The sequence below is a fragment of the Bradyrhizobium sp. WSM4873 genome (assembly GCF_055811355.1).
Genome location: NZ_JBVVPS010000023.1, coordinates 69,368 through 90,858 on the forward strand (window position 1 = coordinate 69,368; position 21,491 = coordinate 90,858).

Here is a 21,491-nt window from a genome sequence, read left to right on the forward strand (position 1 = left end):
GACATCAACCCTTTGTCGCGCCGGCGGTCAGGCCGGCAATGTAATAGTCCATCAAGAAGGCATAGATGACCAGCGGCGGGGCAGCGCCAAGCAGCGCGCCCGTCATGATCTGACCCCAGTTGAAGACGTCCCCCTTGATCAGCGTGGTGGTGATACCGACCGGCAGCACCAGCTGGTCGATGGATGTCGTGAACACCAGGGGATAGAGGAACTGCGCCCAGGACACGGTGAAGGCGAAGATGGTCGCTGCGATCAGGCCGGGCAGCGCGACGGGGATGAAAATCCGCGTCAGGGTCTGGAGCCATGAGGCGCCGTCGATGAGCGCCGCCTCGTCCAGCTCCTTCGGGATCGAGGCGAAATACCCGATCATGATCCAGGTGCAGAACGGCACGGTCAGCGTCGGATAGATGAACACCAGCACGTACCAGCGGTTGAGAAGAGTGATGCCGGTGACGTCCTGGACCACCGCGAGCATCTTGAACAAGGGAATGAACAGGAGGCTGTCCGGGATCAGATAGGTGAGAAAGACGCCGGTCGCGAGCGTCGCCGAGCCCCAGAACTTCATCCGCGCCAGTGCAAACGCCGCCGGAATGCTGATCAGCATCGTCACGATCACGACCACGATCGAGATCATCGACGAATTCCAGAAGAATCGCAGGAACTGGTTCGAGGTCAATAGCTCGACATAGTTCGACAGGGTCGGATGAAAGACCCACCACGGATTGGTGGCGGCCGAGATCTCCGCGCTGCTCTTGAGCGAGGTGATCAGCATGTAGATCGGCGGGATCAGGAAGAAGATCGCAAACAGCACCAGGAAAAAGTACGACCAGCGCAGCGCCCAGGTGCGGTCGCGGCTCATACTCCGAAGCTTGACCTTGCGTGTCGGTCCGGCCTTGTCGATTGCGAGGGTGCTCATCAGGCTTCGTTCCCACGTTTGTTGACATCGCGCAGGATGAAGACCGCTGCGACGGCGAGGATCGGCACCATGAACAGCGAGACGCAGGCGCCGAGCGGAATGTCGCTGCTCTGGATGCCGACCTGGAACGCCCATGTGGCGAACAGATGCGTCCGGTCGAGCGGACCGCCGGAGGTGAGGATGCGCACGATGTCGAAATTGGCGAAAGTGACGATCAGCGAGAACAACGTGGTGATGGCGATGATGTTGCGCATCATCGGCAAGGTGATGTGCCAGATCTTCTGCCACCAATTGGCGCCGTCGATCGCTGCGGCTTCGTAGAGCTGGTCGGGTACGGATTTCAGCGCGGCCAGGTACATGATCAGGAAGAACGGCGCGCCGTACCAGACGTTGACGAGAATGACGGAGAAGCGCGCCCAGAAGGTGTCACCGAGCCACGGGATCGGACCGATGCCGAAGAACGATAGCGTATAGTTGAAGGCGCTGTAGGAAGGGTCGAACAGCCACAGCCATGCCAGCGTGCTCATCGCCGGTGGGATCACCCAGGGCACCAGCAGCATGCCGCGCCATTTACGTTGCTTCTTGCCGGGAATGTTGTGGACGAAATGCGCGACGATGAAGCCGATCAGCGCCTTGAAGACCACGGCGGTAATCGCAAAAATGCAGGACTGCCTCACCACCATCCAGAACGTTTCGCGCTTGAACAGGAAGGTGAAGTTGCTGAGGCCGACGAACTTGGTCATCGCCTTGTTGAGCGTCGCCAGGTAGACCGAATAGAAGGCGGGATAAAGCACGAGCAGGGCGATCAGGAGGATCAGCGGCAGCGTCAGAAAGAACGCGACGGTCGATTTCCGTCCCATTGCATTGCGCAGGCTCGCCCGTTTGCGCGGGCTTGCAGCTCGAGCGAGACGGCCTTGCTCAACGACGACATCGGCCATGACGATAGCCTCTTTTGCAGGACACGTAGCGGGATATCTAGAACGGCGAAGCCGGCGCAGCCGTCGGCTTCATTCGGCAAGCGGATCGAGCGAGGAGTGCCTCGGCGGCTCACGCGCGAAGCGTGAACCGCCATGGCGCATACCCGGCTCAGGTCCGCATGAAGCCTTCGCACTCGCCTTCGGCCCAGGCGAGCGCGGTTTCCAACTTCTCTCCTTGCGCAAAGCGCAGCGCCATCTTGGTCAGCGTCGCCTGGAAGTAGATCTGCTGGGCGATCTTCGGCGGCGCCGGAGACGCGGCGATCGACATCGTCTGCTGCTTGTAGGGATCCGGATAGTGGAAGAGCGTGCCCTTCGGCGGCCCTTCCTCGGCCCAGGTCTTGAACTTTGTCATGTTCGCGTAGGCCGGCAGATCGTACCCGCCGCTCGCCGCGACGAACTTCTCGATCGCCGCTGGCGAGGACAGGTGAACGAGCAAGCTCTTGGCCGCTTCCTTGTTCTTGCCAAAGGCCCAGACGCCCCAGAAGTACGGCAGGAAGGGCGCAAAACGTCCCTTCGGACCGGACGGGAAGCCGTGCGTCCAGCACTGTTCGGCGACTTGCGGTGCGTCGCGCTTGGCGACCGCCCAGGCACTCGGCGGATTCAGGATCATCGCCCCGCGGCCCGAGATCAGCCATTTGTTGTTGGAGGCATCGTCCCAGGACGGTGCATCCGTGGGCAGGACGGCGATCAGCTTCTTGTAGAATTCGAGTGCCTGCCGCACTGCGTCGGTCTTGACGGTGATATCGCCCTTGGCGTTGACGAGCTCGGCGCCGAACGACTGGAAGATCGCGCCGGCGGTGTCGACGCTGTCGGTGGTCTCGCCGAGACCGATGCCGAAGGGGAAGCCGGCCTTGTGGCAGGCCTCGGCCGCCTTCAGGAACGTCTCCATGGTCCAGTTGTCCGCCTTCGGCGGAGCGCCGATTGGATACATCTCCTGCACGTCGATGCCGGCGTGCTTCTTCATCAGATCTATGCGGGAGCAGGGGCCCTTGATCTGGCTTCCCGGCGTCGCGGGCACTGCGAGCCATTTGCCGCCCGACCGCCCGAGATATTTGACGGTGTCGTTCACCTCGCCGTTCTGCTTGATGAGCGGCTCCATGACGTCGTTGAGCGGTTCGAGATTCTCGGAATAGGCGTGCGGCCACCAGCTCGGCATCTGGAGAATGTCGTGACCGGACTTGGCCTGGGCCTCGGCCGCTGCCGTCAGCTCGATCTTCTTGTTGTTGCTGGTGATGTAGTCGATCGAGACCTCGACCTTCTCCTTCTCGCCCCATTCCTTGACGAGCGCGGTGGAGGCATCGTTGGCGCCGGGCACCCAGTGGTCCCAGAAGCCGATCGAGAGCTTGCCGGCGGCGTAAGCGCCTCGGACATAGGGCGCCGCGATCAGCGCCGTGGAGGACATTGCAGTGGCAGCCACAAATTGACGTCGCGTCAGTGTCTTGCGTGACATCTCGTTTCCTCGCTTGGGTGTTTTATTGTTCTGGCGTTTCCTCTGAACTCTTCCGAGTTCTACTTTTGATTTTCTTTTTGAAAGTTTCTTGTTCGACGTTTCTTGTTGATGCCGTCGGCTTCGAAGGCAAATTGGTAGCGCGATCAGATCATGATTGATTGCGTCTGTCGAGAAAACCGAACGGCTTGCGCCTAGAACTAACGTTGTGTCCGGGAAGGCGGCAGCGCCCTCGATGTCTTGCGCGGGCCATGAATCACGATCGGTCATTTTGCGACGCACACTTTGCGCCGACCCGCCCGGTCGATGCATGCGCAATTACGCCGCAGTTTCGAATAAGCCTGCATAAGCGCCTCGCGCCAAACACTTTTCGGGCGTGGATAGCAATTGTCGGTGGCTAGACCTCGAAGCGGTGAAAACGATAGAGTTGCAACTGGCGGGTGGTTCTCACCCCCAACGGCCTAATCAGATCGAGATGGAGACCAGAATGATCAACCCGGCGCCGCTCGCGCGGCTTAACCTGCGACGATGGTTCGCGCTGGGATCCGTTTTCGTGTTGCTGCTCGGCGCAGCCGCGGTGGCGAACGCTCAAGGCCTGGTCAAAGGGGTTCAGGAAGGAGCGGCAGCCGGGAACAAGGCGGCAGGTCCGGTCGGCGGCGTGCTCGGCGGCGCGATCGGTGGTGTGGTCGGCGTTTTCACCGGCGTGCTCGGTGTTGGCAATAATGGCAATCAGGCGCCCGCCGCCAAGGATCCGAGCAAGGATTCGAGCAAGGACGCTGCCAAAGACGCCAAGCAGGGCGCCGGCAAGGACAAGGATGCCAAGAGCGCCAAGGCTGGCAAGGGCGCCAAGGCGAGCAAGGAGGCGAAGAACGCGCCGCAGGACAAGGATGTCACGGTCCTCACCCAGACCGGCGCGCCGCAATTGACCGCCGACCAGATCGTCACCAACAGCGACTCCTATATCGAGCGGATCAAGACCGAGCTGAACCTCACGCCCGACCAGGAGAAGCACTGGTACGGCTTCTCGAGCGCCATGCACTACCTCGGGCATAACGGTGCCGAGCGGCTCAACCTGCGGGTCGCGCGCGCCAAGCGGGATCCACCCGACGACATCGTCGAGCAGATGCGCAACGAGGCCCAATTCCTCATCGACCGCGCTGCCGACCAGCGCAATGTAGCCGACGCCGCCGAGCCCCTCTATTCGAGCCTCGATGACAAGCAGAAGCAGGTGTTCGTACAGGAGATGGTGCGGCTCAGCCACGAACGCGGACTGGATTGATCAAGTTGAATCGGATCGGGCGCGTCTGAATTAACGGCGCCCGCCACGAATTCGTGAATCCTCTTCGAGATTCGGTTATGATTAGCTTCGGAAAGCTGATGGCGGGGTTGATATGGCGGACGGACTCTCCGTTTTCCTGGTCGAAGACGAGACGTTGATCCGGATGATGATGGCGGACATGGTGGGGGAACTCGGCCACCACGTCGCCGCGGAAGCGGACAATGTCCGGGACGCCAGTGCTTTCGCCATGACCGCACAGTACGATCTTGCGATCCTCGACATCAATCTCAAGGGCGTCTACGTCGATCCGGTCGCGGACCTGATCGAGCGTCGCGGCAAGCCGTTTCTGTTCGCCACAGGCTATGGTCCGGAGCTGCTGCCGTCCTTGCTCCGACGTCGGCCGATCCTGCGCAAGCCGATTTCGATCGATCAGCTAAAGGCGATGATCGATTCGATGTTTCCGGAATCGCTAGCGAAGACGCCGCACTGAGACCAAAAACAAAATGGCCGCCCGTCAGGGCGGCCATTTCGCGACGGAATGCGTCGCGGTTTCACATCAGGCCGGCGCCGAGATCGATGCCGCGCGCCATCAGGCCGAACGAGGCGACCAGGCCCGTGCAGCAAAACAGCAAGATGGTCTTGAACGAAGAAAACGAAGAATCGGCCAAACGCGTTTCGATGGTGGCCGGCATTGCGCCGATCGAAATCATGCTCATGTTCATTCCCCCCTTTGTTGCCCCTGAATTGCATCAGGTAAGGGAACTCCTAGAGCAAAAAGTTTGACGCGAGCTTTCGAGGGATCGTTAACGAAATGGCAATTGATGCCGCGTTTTCGGGCACTGGAGCGCGTTCACTCGTTCAGTGGCGCCCGTTCTTCAGCACCGTAGCGATGGTGTGGGCCGTCATGGCCGCACGGTCCGAAGCGCGCTGGGCGGCGAGCCGGTCACGCGCCTTTTCCTCGATCAAGAGCTCGATCAGGGCCAGCCGCTTGCCCTCGTCGTCCGCCTCGAGCAGCAGGCGGTGATAGCGGTGATAGTCGAAACCCAGATCCTGCTTACGCATGTCACGCCCCCGCAATTACGCCACACACAAGCCAGGATTGTTTCTCATCCGGGACGTGCGCGCAAGCACGATCCCGCGTCGCGCGCGCGTGCTCGTTAATCAGTTGTGAATTGCTGGAACCCGCGGCCGGAAGCGCGCGCCGTTAAGGCTGGTTGTGCTCCGCGAACATCGTCAGTCCGACGAAACTCGCATCGGGTTTCGTGACCAGCATGGTCGGGATGTCGCGGAGATAGTCCTGGAAGCGTCCCTTGGCTTCGAAGCGCGCCCGGAATGCGGAGGCTGCGAGGAAGTCGGGAAAGCGCGGCACGATTCCGCCGGCGATATAGACGCCGCCGCGGGCGCCGAAGGTGACCGCGAGATTGCCCGCGACCGAGCCGAGAATGGCGCAAAACATCTCCAGCGTCTTGCGGCTGAGCTCGCAACTGCCTTCCAGGGCCGACTTCGTGATAGCGGCAGCATCGCGATGCGGCACCTGCGCGCCTTCCACTTCGGCCAGCGCCTCGTAGAGGCTTTGCAGACCCGAACCGGACAATGCGCCACGCTCGATGGAGACATGGCCGAGGCGTCGGCGCATGGACGCGATCACGCGTTCCTCGCGCTCGTCCTCCGCCGGCAGGGTCGCGTGGCCCGCCTCGGTGACGACGGCCAGCCGAGAGCCGTGGCGCTCGACCAGGCAGGAAACGCCAAAGCCGGTTCCGGGTCCGACCACCAGCAACGGCTCTCCGGGAAGGCCATCTTGTCCGCCGAGCGGGATCAGGTCAGCGGGCTGCAGCGCGGGCAGCGACCAGGCCACCACCTCGAAATCGTTGAGAACATGGACGCTGTCGAAGCCGAGGGCCGACTGAAGCTCGTTGCCGTCGATGACCCACGGGCTGTTGGTCATGACGCAGCGGTTGTTGGTCACCGGGCCCGCGACGGCCAGCACGGCTCTTGGGGGCGGTTTGCCGCCGGAGCGACGCGCGAGAACATCGGCAATGGCTTCCCGGACGGTTGGGAAGTCTGCCACTTTCACGTAGTCGATCGGTCCGGTCTGGTCGCCCTGGCTGAGCGCGAAGCGCGCATTGGTGCCGCCGATATCGGCGAGAAGAATCTGTCCTGTCTTGCCGATTGTCATGTGCATATGGCTGCCGCAGCCCTTTTGGCTGCGGGAACCGCTTCCTCCACTCTATCCGATCGCAAGATGCGAACGGCTTTTCAGAATCCGTCCCCGGGTGGATCTAGTCAACACGCATCAGCCCAAACTGTTGCATCCGGGGACCGACGGGGGCATTTGCGCAGATGGCCGCACCTGCGGGTGGTTGCGAAGCAGCGCGGGAAGATCGACACTGGACGCGTGCGTTCGGCGCCCGTCGCGCGGAATGGCCTGCAATGGACCTTGCGATGAAGATTTCCGACCGGGACGTGTTGCTGGTCATCGACGTGCAGAACGATTTTTGCACGGGTGGGGCGCTCGCGGTGCCCGGCGGCGAGAAGGTCGTCCCCGCCATCAATCGGATCGCCCAAAAATTCGCCAATGTGGTGCTGACCCAGGACTGGCATCCTCGCGATCATGTCTCCTTTGCCCCGAACCATGCGGGCAAACAGCCGTTCGAGACCATCGTGCTTGACTACGGCGTCCAGGTGCTGTGGCCGAGCCATTGCGTCCAAGGCACGGCGGGCGCTGAATTTCACCGCGATCTCGACGTCACCCGCGCAAGCCTGGTGGTGCGGAAGGGGTTTCGGCGCGGCATCGATTCCTATTCGGCGCTGTTCGAGAACGACCTGAAAACGCCGACCGGCCTGCTCGGATATTTGCGGGAACGCGAGCTGAACACCGTCTTCATCGCCGGCCTCGCGTTCGACTTCTGCGTCCGCTTCTCGGCGGAGGATACCCGCAAGGCGGGATTCGAGGTCGCCGTCATCGAGGACGCTTGCCGCGGAATCGATCTCGACGGCTCGGTGGCCGCGACCCATCAGAGTTTTCGGGAGCGCGGTATTTCGCTCGTCAGCTTCGAGGGCTTCCTGTGAGGACCGCGAGATAGCCATGGCGGAGAAGACCGGCAAACAGCAGCGCGCACCGGGCCCGGTCCCGGATGACCCGCTGCTGTGGCCGTTCGCTGCGGCTCGGCTGGCCATGGACGCCTGTTTCGGATGGCTCGAGCGCGGTCCGCCGGAGCAGCTCGACAGCAGCCTGCCGTGGACCACGCCCAACTCCGTCGCGCTGGAGCTTGCGACCATGCGCCTGCGCGATTGCACGCGGACGGGGTCCGGCCAGCCGGCACTGGTCTGCGCGCCCTATGCGCTGCACCGGGCCCTGATCGCCGACTTCGCGCCCGGCCACAGCGTGGTGCAGTCCCTGCAGAATGGCGGCATCGACCGGGTCTATCTCACCGACTGGCGCTCGGCCGCACCCGACATGCGCTATCTCTCGATCGACAGCTATCTCGGCGATCTCAACGTCGCCATCGACGAGATCGGCGCGCCGGTCGATCTCGTCGGCCTGTGTCAGGGTGGCTGGCTGTCGCTGCTCTATGCGGCGCGCTTTCCCGCCAAGGTGCGGCGGCTGGTGCTGGCAGGCGCGCCCGTCGACCTCTCGATCGACTCCAGGCTGTCGCAGCTCGCCCGCAACGCACCGGAGATGGTCTATGACCAGCTCGTCGCCCGCGGTGGCGGCAATGTCAGCGGCGAGGAGATGCTGCGGGTCTGGTCGAGATCGCCGAGTCGCGACGATATCGCGACGGCGCTGCAGAGCGACCTCTGCGGCGAAGAGGGTGCGGCGCTGCTGGCACGGTTCGAGCGCTGGAACGCCGAGCCTCTTAATCTGCCCGGCACCTATTATCTCGAGATCGTCAATTGGATTTTCCGGGAGAACCGGATCGCGCGCGGCGAATTCACGGCACTCGGCCGCGTGATTGATCTGAAGGACGTCAAGGCGCCGGTCTTCCTGCTGGCCGGGCTCGATGACGACGTCGTGCCGGCTGCGCAGGCGCTCGCCACCGCCGGCTTGCTCGGCATACCACCGGCTTTCATTGCGGCGGCCTCCCAGCCTAGCAACCATCTTGGCCTGTTCATGGGCGCGCGGACCCACACCCATGCCTGGCCCCGGATCGCCGAGTGGCTGCGCGACGATTTGCCCGGCATGCTGGTGCGCAGCGCCTGAGACGACCCAAGGGCCGGGCAGCGAAGCTGCAAATCCGTTATGCATGCCGTCGAATGGCCTGCACGGGGCGATATCGATGGGTTAAATGGAGTCCAGAGCTGGCGGAGGCCGGTCGCGACGAGACAAAGGGACTGTGCTCGATGAGTTTCCACTCGATCTATGCCCACGGATTTGCGCGCGTGGCGGCCTGCGTCACCACCTCTCATGTGGCTGATCCCACGGCAAACGCGGCTGCGGTTCTGGCGGCAGCGAAGGACTGTCACGCGCAATCGGTGGCAGTCGCCGTGTTTCCCGAACTGTGCCTGTCCGGCTATGCGATCGAAGATCTCGTGAAGCAGGATCCGCTGCTCGACGCGGTCGAGCGCGGGCTCGTGGCCATCGTCGAGGCATCCTCGGCCCTGATGACCATCCTGATCGTCGGCGCACCGCTGCGCTTTGGCAATCGTATCTACAATTGCGCGGTCGTCATCCATCGCGGCAAAATCCTCGGCGTCGTGCCCAAGAGCTATCTGCCGACCTATCGCGAATTCTACGAGGGACGGCATTTCGCCTCCGGCGCCGGCATCGTCGGAGAGATGGTCGCCTTTGGCGGGCTGCACGCCCCGTTCGGCGTCGACCTCCTGTTCGCGGCCGAGGACGTACCGGGCCTGACCATCGGCGTCGAGATCTGCGAGGACATGTGGATCCCGGTCACGCCGGCCTCCGAGCTCGCGCTTGCGGGCGCGAGCGTGCTGATCAATCTCTCGGGCAGCCCGATCACGATCGGCCGCGCCCGCTCGCGCGCGCTCTTGTGCCAATCGACTTCGGCGCGCTGTCTGGCTGCCTACGTCTATTCCGCCGCCGGGGCAGGGGAATCGACCACGGATTTGGCCTGGGACGGCCAGACCTCGATCTACGAGAACGGCGTGCTGCTGGCCGAGGGCGAGCGGTTCCGGCAGGGCGGCCAGATCACGCTAGCTGATGTCGATCTCGACCTGCTCAGGCAGGAGCGCGCGCTGATGGGAACCTTCGACGACAATCGCCGGCAGCGCGAAGGCTTCTTTCGGAAAGTCAGCTTCGCCCTGAAGCCGCCGGCCGCCGATATCGGCTTCCTGCGCAAGATCGAGCGCTTTCCGTTCGTGCCGAGCGACGAGAGCCTGCTCGAGCAGGACTGCTATGAGGCCTACAACATTCAGGTCGCGGGCCTCGTCCAGCGCATGCGCGCGACCGGCACCAAGCGCGTCGTCATCGGCGTCTCGGGCGGGCTCGATTCCACCCACGCTTTGATCGTCGCCGCCAAGGCCGTCGACCTCCTTGGCCTGCCGCGCGAGAACATTCTCGCCTACACCATGCCGGGCTTTGCCACCGGCAGCGAGAGCAAGACCAATGCGCTGGCGCTGATGAAGGCGTTGCAGACGAGTTGGCAGGAGCTCGACATTCGCACCACGGCGACGCAGATGCTGAAGGACATCGGCCATCCCTTCGGCAAGGGCGAGAAGGTCTACGATGTCACATTCGAGAACGTACAGGCGGGTCTGCGCACCGACTACCTGTTTCGGCTCGCCAACCATCATGGCGGCATCGTGATTGGCACCGGCGATCTCTCCGAACTCGCACTGGGCTGGTGCACCTACGGCGTCGGCGACCAGATGGCGCACTATAACGTCAACGCCGGGGTGCCGAAGACGCTGATCCAGCATCTGATCCGCTGGGTGATTGCTTCCAAGCAGTTCAGCGACGACGTCAACCAAACGCTTGGATCGATCCTGTCGGCCGAAATCTCGCCGGAGCTGGTTCCGGCCGAGCCTGGCGAGAAGCCGCAGAGCACGGAAGCTTCCGTCGGTCCCTACGAGCTCCAGGATTTCAACCTGTTCTACACGCTGCGGTTCGGCATGCGGCCGTCCAAGATCGCCTTCATGGCGCTGCAGGCGTGGAAGGACGTCGCGCGAGGCGAATGGCCGCCGGCGTTCCCGAACGATCGGCGCAAGGCCTATGACCTTCCCGAGATACGCCGCTGGCTGGAGGTGTTCTTGCGCCGCTTCTTCGCTTTCAGCCAGTTCAAGCGCTCGGCGATGCCGAACGGACCCAAGGTGTCGGCCGGCGGCTCGTTGTCGCCGCGTGGCGACTGGCGCGCGCCGTCGGATTCGAGCGCGGCGGCTTGGCTTGAAGATCTCGAACGGAACGTGCCGGTTTGAACGGGAGATGAGCGATGTCGGCCGGCGATGGGCCCGAGCAGGGCGGCAACCCACAGAACGTCCTCAACGGCCTCTACATCTTTGAGATCGAGATGCGCGACGGCAAGCGCGGCCAGGCCAAAGGCGTCGTCGTGCTCTGCGATGGCCGCATCATGGGCGGCGACAGCTATTTCTACTACACCGGCGGCTACACTTTCCGGAACGGGAAATGGCGCGGCGATATGACCGTCAATCAGCACACCGAGGCCGTCGGCAAGCCGCTTGCGTTCGGCGGCAGGGAAGTGACCTGCGGCTTTTCAGGCGACTATTCCGCCGACGGCGCCGAGGTCGAAGGCATGGCGCTGGTCGGCAAGACCAGTGTGACATTCACGGCGCGGCTCACGCTGAAGAACCCGATGTGAGACCCGCCTGAGATGTGAGACCGGCGTAATCGGTCCTCGTTCCTGATCAGGAACCTTCGCACCCACAGAGCGTTCGCGTCTGTTGTTGCGAATTTCGAGGAGAGGGACCATGCGCCAGCACTTGATGTTATCGACCGCAGCTATCGGACTGATGCTTGCTTCCGGCATCGCCTACGCCCAGGCGCCCGGTGAGCGTAGAGACGAGCCGAGACGGACCGAGGAGCCGGCGAAAGGCGCCGCACCGCAGCGCGGCGGCGCCCAGGAACGTGTTCAAGAGCACGTTCAAGAGCGGGCGCAGGGCGCCCAGGAGAGATTGCACGGCGCTGACCGCGAGGAGAAGGGCGGCGCTGCCAGGCAGGACGCGAGTGACGACAAGCGCCAGCCGGCCAGTTCGGCCGAGCGCAACCAGCCGAAGTCGAGGGATCAGGCACAAGACTCCCGCGAGCCTTCACGCGATCGCAGCCGCGACGCCGAGAACACGAAGCCGGGGCGCGACGGCAAGAGCAGCGCCGAGACGAAGCAGGACAAGACCGCGCCGCAGAAAACAACGGCCGAGTCCGACAAGTCCAAGTCCGGTACGTCTAGTCAGCAGAACGAGCGCACGGGTGCCGCGGCCAACCAGAACGAGCGCAACCAGACCCAGCCGCCGCGCAACGCGGCTGAGCAGCAGCAGCCGGCACAGCAGAACAACCGACCGGCAACCGCGACCGACACGAACCGGACGGCCCCGACCAACAACGCGCAGACCGCGCCTGCCAATTCGGGCACGCAGACCAATCAAGCCAACCAGACGAACCAGACCAACACGCAGACCAATCAGCAGACCCAGGTCTCGTCCGAGAAGCAGGTGCGGATCTCCGAAACGGTGAGCCATGCACGCCTGGCGGAGCCGGAGCGCAATCTGAACATCTCGATCCGGGTCGGCGAGACCATTCCCTCGCGCGTGCGTCTCCACAGGCTTCCGCCCGAGATCGTCTCGATCGAGCCCGAATATCGGGACTACGAATATTTTACGACGGGTGACGACGTCGTCATTGTGGAGCCGCGGACGCATCGCATCGTCAGCCAGGTGCCTCGCGATCCGTCGCGCGCCCGCGCCCAAATGAGCGGCGGCACCTCGTCGAGCATGGCGGCGGCCGGCGCCAGCAACGTGAATTGCCAGATCATGCGGCGTGACGCCTCGGGCAATGTGGCCCAGGCAGAGCCCTCGACCGTAGGCTCGACCGCGCGAACCGATTCCTTGAGCGTGACTGTCCAGATGCCCGGCGGCGGCTCGTCCGCGCCGATCGCCCTCGGCGCTCCCGCCGGCAACATCGTGGTCGCGACACAAGGGCAGGGCGACTGCACGGTGACGATCGAGCCGCAGACGCGATAGCGCCCGTGTCGGCACAACGACGCCAAAACGACCTCGCGCCGCGCGGCTGATCAAGCCGGCGGCGCGAAATCACGTTCAATCTAGAAAGTCCCGAGGTCCGGAGTGCCTAGGAGTCCGGACCTCGTTAACCTTGCCCCAGCCTTTGATCCCTCCGCCCCATGTGGTCCCCCAACCCCGTGGTGCGCGATCAGAGGGTGATGCCCTTGGAAGGCCGCCGATCGATGTCCCGCGATGTACGCGACATCGGAATAGGATTCCATTCCGGATCACTACGGACTCGAACGCGCTTGATCCGCGCGCGGATGCATGCGTCTGCACGCCGCACTCGCGTTGCCTTTATTCGATGCACGCGATCGCGGGGATGTCCACATCTCCTCAGCGCCTCGGAACCTGCATTTCACCGGCCTGTCATTTAACTGGTCTAGCGCTGCTCCCGTCATTGTTGACGGCCGAGGAGCAAGCCATGTCGAAGCCGGTACTGGGCGCCGCATTGTCCTTCAAATCGATCCCTGCGCATCGCGACTGGCTTCTCGAACGGCAGCGCGACCTCGAGATTCAGGATTTCTTTCGCGCGGACTTGCTCGACGGCGACTGGCGAAGTGCTGCTAGCGAAATCAAGCAGATGCTGTCAGGTCATACCGGCCGGCTCGGCATCCACGGACCGTTCTGGGGCTTCGCGATCGGTAGCCACGACCCGATGATCCGCCAAGTGGTGACGAAACGCCTGCTTCAGGGCCTCGAGGCCGCCGAGTTCCTCGGCGCGACGCAGATGGTGATCCATTCGCCGTTCACGACCTGGGACCACAACAACCTCGACCTCTATCCAGATAATCGCGGCAATCTCGTCGAACGCGTCAAGGCGACACTCGCCGAGGTGATCGTGCGCGCCGAAACCATCGGCTGCGAGATCGTGATCGAGAACATCGAGGACAAGGATCCGCGCGATCGCGTGCGTCTCGCCAAGGCGCTCGAAAGCAGCAAGGTGCGCGTCTCCCTCGACACCGGCCACGCCAACTACGCGCACATCTCCACCGGCGCGCCGCCGGTCGACTACTATGTCGAAACCGCCGGCGACATGCTGACGCATGTCCACCTGCAGGACACCGATGGCTTTGCCGACCGGCACTGGGCCCCGGGCGAAGGCAATATCCCGTGGGTCACCGTGTTCCGCGCGCTGGGCCGGCTGAATTCCAACCCCCGGCTGATCCTCGAACTTCGCAATCACAACGACGTCCGCGCTGGCGCAGCCCATCTGGCCGCGCTCGGTCTCGCCGAATAGCCGACCAAAAAACCGGCAGGGGTTATCATCATGAGCAAGCTCACGCGTCGTACCATCCTGAAGTCCGGCAGCGTTGCCGCAGGCACGCTGCTGCTGCCGCGCTTTGCGATCGGGCAGGCGGACAACCGTCCCTCGGTCACCATCGCGGTGCAGAAGGTGACGAATTCGAACGTGCTCGACGTGCTGCGCGAGCAGTCCAATGTCGGCGAGCGCGTCTTTTTCTCGTCGATCTGGGAAGGCCTGATCTCCAAGAACTGGCGCGGCAGCCTTGAGGCCGTGCCGGGGCTTGCCACCGAGTGGCGCCGTATCGACGACCAGACTGTCGAGGTGAAGCTGCGCCAGGGCGTCAAATTCCACAATGGCGACGAGCTGACGGCGGAGGACGTCGTCTTCACGTTCAGCCGCGAGCGCATGTTCGGTGAGACCGAGGCCAAGAGCCGCAGCACCATCCAGGCCTTTGAGAAAATTCCGACGCCGCGGCCGGGCAAGGAGCTGCCGCCGGACGTTCCGGCGGTTGCGCGCCGGATCTGGCCGGATCTCGTCCGCGTCGATGCCGTCGATAAATACACCGTGCGCTTCTACAACGCGACGCCCGACGTCACGATCGAGGGTCGGCTGTCGCGCTACGGCTCAGATATCGCGAACCGTCGCGCCTGGGCTGAATCCGCGAGCTATCTCGACTGGGCGCGCAAGCCTGTTACCACCGGGCCCTACAAGGTCGTCGAGCTCAAGCCCGACGTGTCGCTGACGCTGGAAGCCCACGACGAATATTGGGGCGGCCGTCCACCGCTCAAGCGCATTCGCTTCCTCGAGGTCCCGGAGGTCGCGAGCCGCATCAACGGGCTGCTCTCGGGCGAGTATCAGTTCGCCTGCGACATCCCGCCGGACCAGATCGCGGGCATCGAGAAGAACGCGGCCTTCGAAGTGCAGGGCGGCACCATCCTCAATCACCGTCTGACCGTATTCGACAAGAACCACGCCCAACTCGCCAATCCACTTGTAAGGCGCGCCTTCACTCATGCCATCGACCGTCAGGCGATCGTCGACAGCCTGTGGGCCGGTCGCACACGCGTCCCGAAGGGCCTGCAGTGGGAGTTCTACGGTGACATGTTCAACGCCGACTGGAGCGTACCGACCTACGATCCGAAGCTGGCGCAGGATTTGTTGAAGCAGGCCAACTACAAGGGCGATCCCATTCCCTATCGCCTGCTCAACAATTACTACACCAACCAGGTCGCGACCGCGCAGGTGCTGGTCGAGATGTGGAAGTCGGTCGGTCTCAACGTCCAGATCGAAACCAAGGAGAACTGGTCGCAGATCATGGAACGTGCGCCGACGCGCGCGGTCCGCGACTGGTCGAACTCGGCCGCCTTCAACGATCCCGTATCGTCGCTGGTTGCCCAGCACGGACCGAACGGCCAGCAGCAACAGATCGGCGAGTGGACCAATGCCGAGCTGAACACGCTCTCGGAGTTCCTGGAAACCTCGATCGATCGGGCCGCCCGCAAGAAGGCGTTCCGCCGCATGCTGGAGATCGCCGAGCGCGAAGACCCGGCCTATACGGTGCTGCACCAGAACGCGACCTTCACGGCCAAGCCGAAGTCGATCAAGTGGAAGGCGTCGCCGGCCTTCGCGATGGATTTCCGCGCCGGCAATTTCGAGGCCTGATCGGTGGCGCCGCTGATCAGCATTAAGGACCTCAGCGTCGCCTTCCACGGCGTGCCGGTCTTGCGTGGTGTCGATCTCGCCTTGAACAAGGGCGAGGCCCTGGGCCTCGTCGGCGAGTCCGGGTCGGGCAAGTCGGTGACGTGGCTTGCGGCACTCGGCCTCTTGCCGCGGAATGCCCGCGTCTCGGGCTCCGTTCGTCTCGACGGTCGCGAGATCCTCGGTGCGGCGGCCGCCGAGCTCGATCGTATCAGGGGCGGGCGCGTCGCCATGATCTTCCAGGATCCCGCGAGCGCACTGAATCCCGTGCTGACCATCCGCAGGCAGCTCTGCGAGTCCTTGGCGCTGCATCGCGATATCTCGGGCGGCGCGGTGAAAGCGGAAGCGCGGCGGCTGCTCGATCTCGTCGGCATTCCCGACGCGGCGCGCAGGCTCGAAGCCTATCCGCATGAGTTCTCCGGCGGCCAGGTCCAGCGCATCATGATCGCGATGGCGCTCGCCGGAAATCCCGACCTGCTGATCGCGGATGAGCCGACTACGGCGCTCGACGCCACGATTCAGGCGCAGATTCTAGAACTGCTCTCGACCATCCGCCGCGAGATGAGCATGGCGATGGTCCTGATCAGCCACGATCTTGGCGTCGTCGCCGAAAACTGCGACCGCGTGGCCGTGATGTATGCGGGCCGCATTGTCGAGGAGGCGCCGGCGAACCAGCTTTTCGCCGATCCCGTCCATCCCTATGCGCAGGGCCTGATCGGCGCGCTGCCGCCGCTTGACGGGCCGAGGCGCCGCCTGACCGCCATTCCCGGAACGGTCCCCGATCCCGCGAGGATGCCTGATGGATGCGCCTTTGCGCCGCGTTGTGCGCTCGCAGAAGCGCCGTGCGGCATTGTAGCCCCAACCCTCGCGCCGATCGCGGCGGATCGCGCCGCTGCCTGCGTTCGCGCCGAGGCTTCGCGTCGCGCGCTGCTCGGGATGGCTGCCGAATGAGCCGTCCGCTCGTCGACGTGGCCTCGATCTCGCGCAGCTACAGCATGGGCTCCGGGATGTTCGGCCGAAGTACCGCCGTTCATGCGGTCGATGGCGTGTCGCTGACGATCCGCAAGGGCGAGACGCTGGGCCTCGTCGGCGAGTCCGGCTCGGGAAAGTCGACCACCGGCCGCATCGTACTTGGCCTCGAGCCGCCGGACCATGGCGAGGTTCGGTTCGACGGCAAGCCGATGGCCGCGCCCGGAACGACCGCATGGCGTGCGCAACGCGCGCACATGCAGATGATCTTTCAGGATCCGCTGGGAGCACTGGACCGGCGGTTGCCGGTCGCCGCGCAAATCCGTGAACCCCTGGATATTCACGGCCTCGGGACGCCCCTCGAGCGCGAGGAGCGAGTCCGCGAATTGCTGCGCGCGGTCGAACTGACACCCGCACATGGTGCACGCTATCCGGGCGCGCTCTCCGGCGGACAGCGCCAGCGCATCGTGCTGGCGCGGGCGCTGGCGACAAAGCCGGATTTCCTGGTCTGTGACGAGCCGGTCAGCGCGCTCGACGTCTCGATCCAGGCGCAGGTGGTGAATTTGCTCGCCGATCTCCAGGCTCAGCTTGCGCTGACCTTGCTCTTCATCAGCCATGATTTGCGGGTCGTCCGGCAGATCAGCAATGTGGTGGCCGTGATGTATCTCGGCCGCATCGTCGAGATCGGCAGCGCCGATGATCTGTTCGCGCGGCCGGAGCACCCGTACACGCAAGCACTGGTCTCGGCATCGCCCGCGCCGGGCCGCCGCAGCGCAGGCCGCATTGTGCTGGCAGGCGATCCGCCGAACCCGGCGGCCCGTCCTCAAGGCTGCGCCTTCCATCCGCGCTGTCCGCGCGCGATCGCGCGTTGTGCAAGCGAGGTGCCAGCGCTGTCCAACGTCGGTGGCGACAGGCAGGTCGCCTGCCACCTTGTGGCGGGGCCGCACGTCGAGACGCGGGATGCGGCGTGATGGGACGCTATTTCGCCATTCGGATCGGACGCGCGGCGTTGACGATCGTGCTCGTCGTCACCTTCGCCTTCGTGGTGTTGCGTCTCTCGGGCGATCCCGCGCTGATGATTTTGGGACCGGAAGCGCCGCCGGAAGTCCTCGCCGCCTTCCGCAGGGCGTGGGGCCTCGATGATCCCATCTGGTTTCAGTATCTCGACTATTTTGGAGCGATCGCCAAAGGCGAGCTCGGCCGTTCCATGCGTGACGGGCGGCCTGCGATCGAGCTTGTGCTGGAGCGGATACCGGCAACGCTGGCGCTGACGCTGCCGGCCTTCGCATTCAAGGTCGCGCTCGGCATTCCCGCCGGCATCTACGCGGCGCTGCACCGGGGCTCCGGCATCGACCGCGCGGTGATGATGACGGCGGTCGCCGGCTTCACCGTGCCGAGTTTTGTGCTGGCGCTGCTGCTCGTGCTCGTCTTCGCCGTGCAGCTCGGATGGCTGCCCTCGGGCGGGCAGGACAGCTGGCGTCACGCCATCCTGCCGATCGTGACACTCAGCCTTGGCGGCGCCGCGGTGCTGGCGCGCTTCACCCGCAGCGCCATGCTGGAGGTGCTGGGCCAGCCCTATATCCGCACCGCCTCGGCAAAGGGCGTGCCGTGGCGAAAAGTCGTGACGTCGCATGCGCTGCCGAACGCGGCGATTCCGACAGTCACCATTCTGGGCTTCATGGTGGGCACGCTGATCGCGGGCGCGGTCGTGGTCGAGAGTGTGTTTTCGTGGCCAGGAGTAGGGCGCCTGCTCGTCGTCGCCGTCGCCAACCGTGACCTCGCCGTCGTGCAGTGCATCCTGTTGCTGGTGGCGATGACCATGGTCACCTCCAACCTGATCGTCGACTTCCTCTACGGCTTCCTCGACCCGCGCCTGCGCGCCAAGGGGGCGCACGCATGAAGGGAGCGCATGCATGACTGACGCAACGCTGAAGGACGCGTCGGCCCGCCGCCGCATGAGCCTCCCGGCGATCCCGGTCTCGGTCGCTATCGCGATCGGCTGGATCGTCGCGATGCTGGTGATCGCGGCCTTCGCCGAGAAAATCGCGCCGTATGGCTACACCCAGCTCGACCTTCGCAATCGTCTCGCTGCTCCCGGCAATGTCGCGCACTGGCTCGGCACCGACGAGCTCGGCCGCGACGTACTGTCGCGGCTGCTCGTCTCGATCCGCATCTCGCTCCTGATCGCCTTTGGCGCCACGGCGATCTCCGCCATCGTCGGCACTATGCTCGGCTTCCTCGCCGCGCATTTCCGCGGGCCCGTCGAGCAGCTGGTGCTGATGTTGTCCGACTTCCAGGCCAGCATGCCCTTCCTGATCATGGCGCTCGCGGTGCTCGCCTTCTTCGGCAATTCGCTGCCACTCCTGATCGGCTTGATGGGATTTTTCGGCTGGGAGCGCTACGCCCGCATCGCGCGCGGACTAGCGATCTCGGCCAATGCGCAAGGTTACGCAGCCGCGGTCCGCCAGCTCGGCGCGACGCCGGCGCGGATTTACCTCCGGCATATCTTGCCCAACATCGCCTCGACCCTGATCGTCTCGACTACGCTGGTCTTTCCCGAGGTGATCCTGATGGAGTCGGGCCTGTCCTTTCTCGGCCTCGGCGTGCAGCCGCCGATGACCAGCCTCGGCAACATGGTCGGCTACGGCCGCGAGTACCTGACCCGGGCCCCCTGGATCATGCTCGCGCCGGCCACCACCATCGTGGTGACCACGCTGGCGGTCTCCGTCATCGGGGATTGGCTGCGCGACCGGCTCGATCCCGAGCTGCAATAGCCCGCGCCGGGAGCAGGGGAGCCCTGTCCGGCCCAAGTTCCCGTTGCGCGCGTTCCCCCCGTGCGCTATCCGGCCGGAAAGGCCTGAGGCGGCTTCGAAATTTTGCCGCGCCCGGCCAGCCAAACCCGAGGACGGAAACCGCCATGCCAGCCTATCGCTCCCGCACCACCACCCACGGCCGCAACATGGCGGGCGCCCGCGGCCTCTGGCGCGCGACCGGCATGAAGGATGGCGATTTCGGCAAGCCGATCATCGCGGTGGTCAATTCGTTCACCCAGTTCGTGCCCGGCCACGTCCATCTGAAGGACCTCGGCCAGCTCGTCGCCCGCGAGATCGAGCAGGCCGGCGGCGTGGCGAAAGAGTTCAACACCATCGCGGTCGACGACGGCATCGCCATGGGCCATGACGGCATGCTCTACAGCCTGCCGTCGCGCGAGCTGATCGCCGACAGCGTCGAGTACATGGTCAACGCCCATTGCGCCGACGGCATGGTCTGCATCTCCAATTGCGACAAGATCACGCCCGGCATGCTGATGGCCGCGCTGCGGCTCAACATCCCCGCCGTGTTCGTCTCGGGCGGACCGATGGAGGCCGGCAAGGTCACGCTGCAGGGCAAGACCAAGGCGGTCGACCTGATCGATGCCATGGTCGCAGCCGCCGATTCCAAGGTGAGCGACGAGGACGTCAAGGTGATCGAGCGCTCGGCGTGCCCGACCTGCGGCTCGTGCTCGGGCATGTTCACCGCCAATTCGATGAACTGCCTCACGGAAGCCCTTGGCCTTGCGCTCCCCGGCAACGGCACGGTGGTCGCGACCCACGCCGACCGCAAACGCCTGTTCGTCGAGGCCGGCCACACCATCGTCGATATCGTGCGCCGCCACTACGAGCAGGACGACACTAGCGTGCTGCCGCGCAATGTCGCGAACTTCAAGGCGTTCGAGAACGCGATGACGCTGGACATCGCGATGGGCGGCTCGACCAACACGGTGCTGCATCTGCTCGCCGCCGCCCATGAGGGCGAGGTGAAGTTCACCATGCAGGACATCGACCGACTGTCGCGGCGCGTGCCTGTCCTTTGCAAGGTCGCGCCGTCGGTCGCCGACGTCCATGTCGAGGACGTGCATCGCGCCGGCGGCATCATGGGCATCCTGGGCGAGCTCGACCGCGCCGGCCTGATCGACACGTCGGTCTCGACCGTGCACGCGCCGACCATGAACGACGCGCTGGAGCGCTGGGACATCAAGCGCTCGAAGAGCGAGTCCGTCCGCACCTTCTTCCGTGCCTCGCCCGGCGGCATCCCGACCCAGGTCGCCTTCAGCCAGGAGCGTCGCTACGACGAGCTCGACACCGACCGCGAGAAGGGCGTGGTCCGCAACCTCGAGCACGCCTTCAGCAAGGACGGCGGTCTTGCCGTGCTCTACGGTAACCTCGCGCAGGACGGCTGCATCGTGAAGACCGCCGGCGTCGACGCCTCGATCCTGAAATTCTCCGGCCCCGCCCGCGTGTTCGAAAGCCAGGACGCGGCCGTGGAAGGCATTCTGGGCGGCAAGGTCGTTGCCGGCGAGGTCGTGGTCATCATCTATGAAGGCCCGCGCGGCGGCCCCGGCATGCAGGAGATGCTGTATCCGACCAGCTATCTGAAATCGATGGGCCTCGGCAAGGCCTGCGCGCTCGTCACCGACGGACGCTTCTCGGGCGGCTCGTCGGGCCTGTCGATCGGACATCTGTCGCCGGAAGCCGCCGAAGGCGGCAACATCGGTCTCGTCAGGACCGGCGATCGCATCGCCATCGACATCCCGAACCGCAGCATCACGCTGGAGGTCTCCGACGAGGAGCTGGCCAAGCGCCGCGCCGCGGAAGAGGCGAGGGGCGATGCCGCCTGGCAGGCGATCGGCCGCAAGCGCAACGTCTCGACCGCGCTTCAGGCCTACGCCGCGCTCACCACCAGCGCCGCGCGCGGCGCGGTGCGCGAGGTGAAGCGGCGCGCGCGCTAGG

20 protein-coding genes are annotated in these 21,491 nt (G+C 64.5%); 14 read left to right on the forward strand and 6 right to left on the reverse strand.

Going from position 1 to position 21,491, the window contains the following annotated elements:
* Positions 1-4 precede the first annotated feature (4 nt).
* The 3 genes from AC0L21_RS26485 to AC0L21_RS26495 form a co-directional block, all read right to left on the reverse strand.
* Complete coding sequence (locus AC0L21_RS26485; RefSeq protein ID WP_018457902.1) at positions 5-916, reverse strand: carbohydrate ABC transporter permease; 912 nt, start codon at positions 914-916, stop codon at positions 5-7.
* Positions 916-1,854: a carbohydrate ABC transporter permease gene (locus AC0L21_RS26490; protein WP_354047776.1), complete on the reverse strand. Its 939-nt coding sequence runs from the start codon at positions 1,852-1,854 to the stop codon at positions 916-918. The genes AC0L21_RS26485 and AC0L21_RS26490 overlap by 1 nt, the downstream gene beginning before the upstream one ends.
* Positions 1,855-2,002: 148 nt before the next feature.
* Positions 2,003-3,343: an ABC transporter substrate-binding protein gene (locus tag AC0L21_RS26495; protein ID WP_473264675.1), complete on the reverse strand. Its 1,341-nt coding sequence runs from the start codon at positions 3,341-3,343 to the stop codon at positions 2,003-2,005.
* Positions 3,344-3,827: 484 nt separating this feature from the next.
* Between AC0L21_RS26495 and AC0L21_RS26500 the strand changes: the two genes are divergently transcribed.
* The gene (locus tag AC0L21_RS26500) at positions 3,828-4,619 is read left to right on the forward strand and encodes a Spy/CpxP family protein refolding chaperone (protein WP_473264676.1); all 792 of its coding nucleotides are present in this window, start codon (positions 3,828-3,830) and stop codon (positions 4,617-4,619) included.
* Between the two features lie 112 nt (positions 4,620-4,731).
* Entirely contained in the window at positions 4,732-5,109 is a 378-nt protein-coding gene (locus AC0L21_RS26505) for a response regulator (RefSeq protein WP_473264677.1), read from the forward strand.
* Between the two features lie 61 nt (positions 5,110-5,170).
* Here AC0L21_RS26505 and AC0L21_RS26510 read toward each other — a convergent pair whose 3' ends face one another.
* The 3 genes from AC0L21_RS26510 to glk form a co-directional block, all read right to left on the reverse strand.
* Positions 5,171-5,335: a hypothetical protein gene (locus tag AC0L21_RS26510; protein WP_473264678.1), complete on the reverse strand. Its 165-nt coding sequence runs from the start codon at positions 5,333-5,335 to the stop codon at positions 5,171-5,173.
* A gap of 142 nt (positions 5,336-5,477) precedes the next feature.
* On the reverse strand, positions 5,478-5,681 hold the full coding sequence (locus tag AC0L21_RS26515; RefSeq protein ID WP_018457896.1) for a hypothetical protein: 204 nt from the start codon (positions 5,679-5,681) through the stop codon (positions 5,478-5,480).
* A 142-nt stretch (positions 5,682-5,823) separates the two neighbouring features.
* Complete coding sequence (glk, locus tag AC0L21_RS26520; protein WP_473264679.1) at positions 5,824-6,795, reverse strand: glucokinase; 972 nt, start codon at positions 6,793-6,795, stop codon at positions 5,824-5,826.
* Between the two features lie 254 nt (positions 6,796-7,049).
* Here glk and pncA point away from each other — a divergent pair, with 254 nt between their 5' ends.
* From pncA to ilvD, 12 genes are all read left to right on the forward strand, one after another.
* Positions 7,050-7,688, forward strand: a complete 639-nt coding sequence (gene pncA, locus AC0L21_RS26525) for a bifunctional nicotinamidase/pyrazinamidase (RefSeq protein WP_473264680.1) — start codon at positions 7,050-7,052, stop codon at positions 7,686-7,688.
* A 16-nt stretch (positions 7,689-7,704) separates the two neighbouring features.
* Positions 7,705-8,820 carry an alpha/beta fold hydrolase gene (locus tag AC0L21_RS26530; protein WP_473264681.1) on the forward strand — a complete coding sequence of 372 codons (1,116 nt, stop codon included), beginning with the start codon at positions 7,705-7,707 and terminating at the stop codon, positions 8,818-8,820.
* Between the two features lie 140 nt (positions 8,821-8,960).
* Positions 8,961-10,994: an NAD(+) synthase gene (locus AC0L21_RS26535; RefSeq protein WP_473264682.1), complete on the forward strand. Its 2,034-nt coding sequence runs from the start codon at positions 8,961-8,963 to the stop codon at positions 10,992-10,994.
* Between the two features lie 14 nt (positions 10,995-11,008).
* A complete protein-coding gene (locus AC0L21_RS26540) occupies positions 11,009-11,395 on the forward strand; it encodes a GrlR family regulatory protein (protein WP_473264683.1) in 387 nt (128 codons plus the stop codon).
* A gap of 109 nt (positions 11,396-11,504) precedes the next feature.
* Complete coding sequence (locus tag AC0L21_RS26545; protein WP_473264684.1) at positions 11,505-12,770, forward strand: DUF1236 domain-containing protein; 1,266 nt, start codon at positions 11,505-11,507, stop codon at positions 12,768-12,770.
* 463 nt (positions 12,771-13,233) lie between these two features.
* Positions 13,234-14,049 carry a sugar phosphate isomerase/epimerase family protein gene (locus AC0L21_RS26550; protein ID WP_473264685.1) on the forward strand — a complete coding sequence of 272 codons (816 nt, stop codon included), beginning with the start codon at positions 13,234-13,236 and terminating at the stop codon, positions 14,047-14,049.
* Positions 14,050-14,079: 30 nt separating this feature from the next.
* Positions 14,080-15,717, forward strand: coding sequence for an ABC transporter substrate-binding protein (locus AC0L21_RS26555; RefSeq protein WP_473264686.1), 1,638 nt, complete (start codon positions 14,080-14,082; stop codon positions 15,715-15,717).
* 3 nt (positions 15,718-15,720) lie between these two features.
* Complete coding sequence (locus AC0L21_RS26560; protein ID WP_473264687.1) at positions 15,721-16,704, forward strand: ABC transporter ATP-binding protein; 984 nt, start codon at positions 15,721-15,723, stop codon at positions 16,702-16,704.
* Positions 16,701-17,693 (forward strand): ABC transporter ATP-binding protein, encoded by a 993-nt coding sequence (locus AC0L21_RS26565; protein WP_473264688.1) that lies wholly within the window; start codon positions 16,701-16,703, stop codon positions 17,691-17,693. Before AC0L21_RS26560 ends, AC0L21_RS26565 begins: the two co-directional genes overlap by 4 nt.
* The gene (locus AC0L21_RS26570; RefSeq protein ID WP_456764320.1) at positions 17,693-18,622 is read left to right on the forward strand and encodes an ABC transporter permease; all 930 of its coding nucleotides are present in this window, start codon (positions 17,693-17,695) and stop codon (positions 18,620-18,622) included. The genes AC0L21_RS26565 and AC0L21_RS26570 overlap by 1 nt, the downstream gene beginning before the upstream one ends.
* Positions 18,623-18,635: 13 nt before the next feature.
* On the forward strand, positions 18,636-19,496 hold the full coding sequence (locus tag AC0L21_RS26575; protein ID WP_473264689.1) for an ABC transporter permease: 861 nt from the start codon (positions 18,636-18,638) through the stop codon (positions 19,494-19,496).
* 143 nt (positions 19,497-19,639) lie between these two features.
* Positions 19,640-21,490 carry a dihydroxy-acid dehydratase gene (gene ilvD / locus AC0L21_RS26580; RefSeq protein ID WP_473264690.1) on the forward strand — a complete coding sequence of 617 codons (1,851 nt, stop codon included), beginning with the start codon at positions 19,640-19,642 and terminating at the stop codon, positions 21,488-21,490.
* The last annotated feature ends 1 nt before the right edge of the window (position 21,491 follow it).

Coding starts and splice junctions, on each gene's coding strand:
- AC0L21_RS26500 (WP_473264676.1), top strand. CDS start 3,828: ATGATCAACCCGGCGCCGCTCGCGCGGCTTAACCTGCGACGATGGTTC.
- pncA (WP_473264680.1), top strand. CDS start 7,050: ATGGACCTTGCGATGAAGATTTCCGACCGGGACGTGTTGCTGGTCATC.
- AC0L21_RS26555 (WP_473264686.1), top strand. CDS start 14,080: ATGAGCAAGCTCACGCGTCGTACCATCCTGAAGTCCGGCAGCGTTGCC.
- AC0L21_RS26540 (WP_473264683.1), top strand. CDS start 11,009: ATGTCGGCCGGCGATGGGCCCGAGCAGGGCGGCAACCCACAGAACGTC.
- AC0L21_RS26495 (WP_473264675.1), bottom strand. CDS start 3,343: ATGTCACGCAAGACACTGACGCGACGTCAATTTGTGGCTGCCACTGCA.
- AC0L21_RS26570 (WP_456764320.1), top strand. CDS start 17,693: ATGGGACGCTATTTCGCCATTCGGATCGGACGCGCGGCGTTGACGATC.
- AC0L21_RS26550 (WP_473264685.1), top strand. CDS start 13,234: ATGTCGAAGCCGGTACTGGGCGCCGCATTGTCCTTCAAATCGATCCCT.
- AC0L21_RS26505 (WP_473264677.1), top strand. CDS start 4,732: ATGGCGGACGGACTCTCCGTTTTCCTGGTCGAAGACGAGACGTTGATC.
- glk (WP_473264679.1), bottom strand. CDS start 6,795: ATGACAATCGGCAAGACAGGACAGATTCTTCTCGCCGATATCGGCGGC.
- AC0L21_RS26545 (WP_473264684.1), top strand. CDS start 11,505: ATGCGCCAGCACTTGATGTTATCGACCGCAGCTATCGGACTGATGCTT.
- AC0L21_RS26530 (WP_473264681.1), top strand. CDS start 7,705: ATGGCGGAGAAGACCGGCAAACAGCAGCGCGCACCGGGCCCGGTCCCG.
- AC0L21_RS26485 (WP_018457902.1), bottom strand. CDS start 916: ATGAGCACCCTCGCAATCGACAAGGCCGGACCGACACGCAAGGTCAAG.
- AC0L21_RS26490 (WP_354047776.1), bottom strand. CDS start 1,854: ATGGCCGATGTCGTCGTTGAGCAAGGCCGTCTCGCTCGAGCTGCAAGC.
- AC0L21_RS26510 (WP_473264678.1), bottom strand. CDS start 5,335: ATGAGCATGATTTCGATCGGCGCAATGCCGGCCACCATCGAAACGCGT.
- AC0L21_RS26535 (WP_473264682.1), top strand. CDS start 8,961: ATGAGTTTCCACTCGATCTATGCCCACGGATTTGCGCGCGTGGCGGCC.
- AC0L21_RS26565 (WP_473264688.1), top strand. CDS start 16,701: ATGAGCCGTCCGCTCGTCGACGTGGCCTCGATCTCGCGCAGCTACAGC.
- ilvD (WP_473264690.1), top strand. CDS start 19,640: ATGCCAGCCTATCGCTCCCGCACCACCACCCACGGCCGCAACATGGCG.
- AC0L21_RS26515 (WP_018457896.1), bottom strand. CDS start 5,681: ATGCGTAAGCAGGATCTGGGTTTCGACTATCACCGCTATCACCGCCTG.
- AC0L21_RS26575 (WP_473264689.1), top strand. CDS start 18,636: ATGACTGACGCAACGCTGAAGGACGCGTCGGCCCGCCGCCGCATGAGC.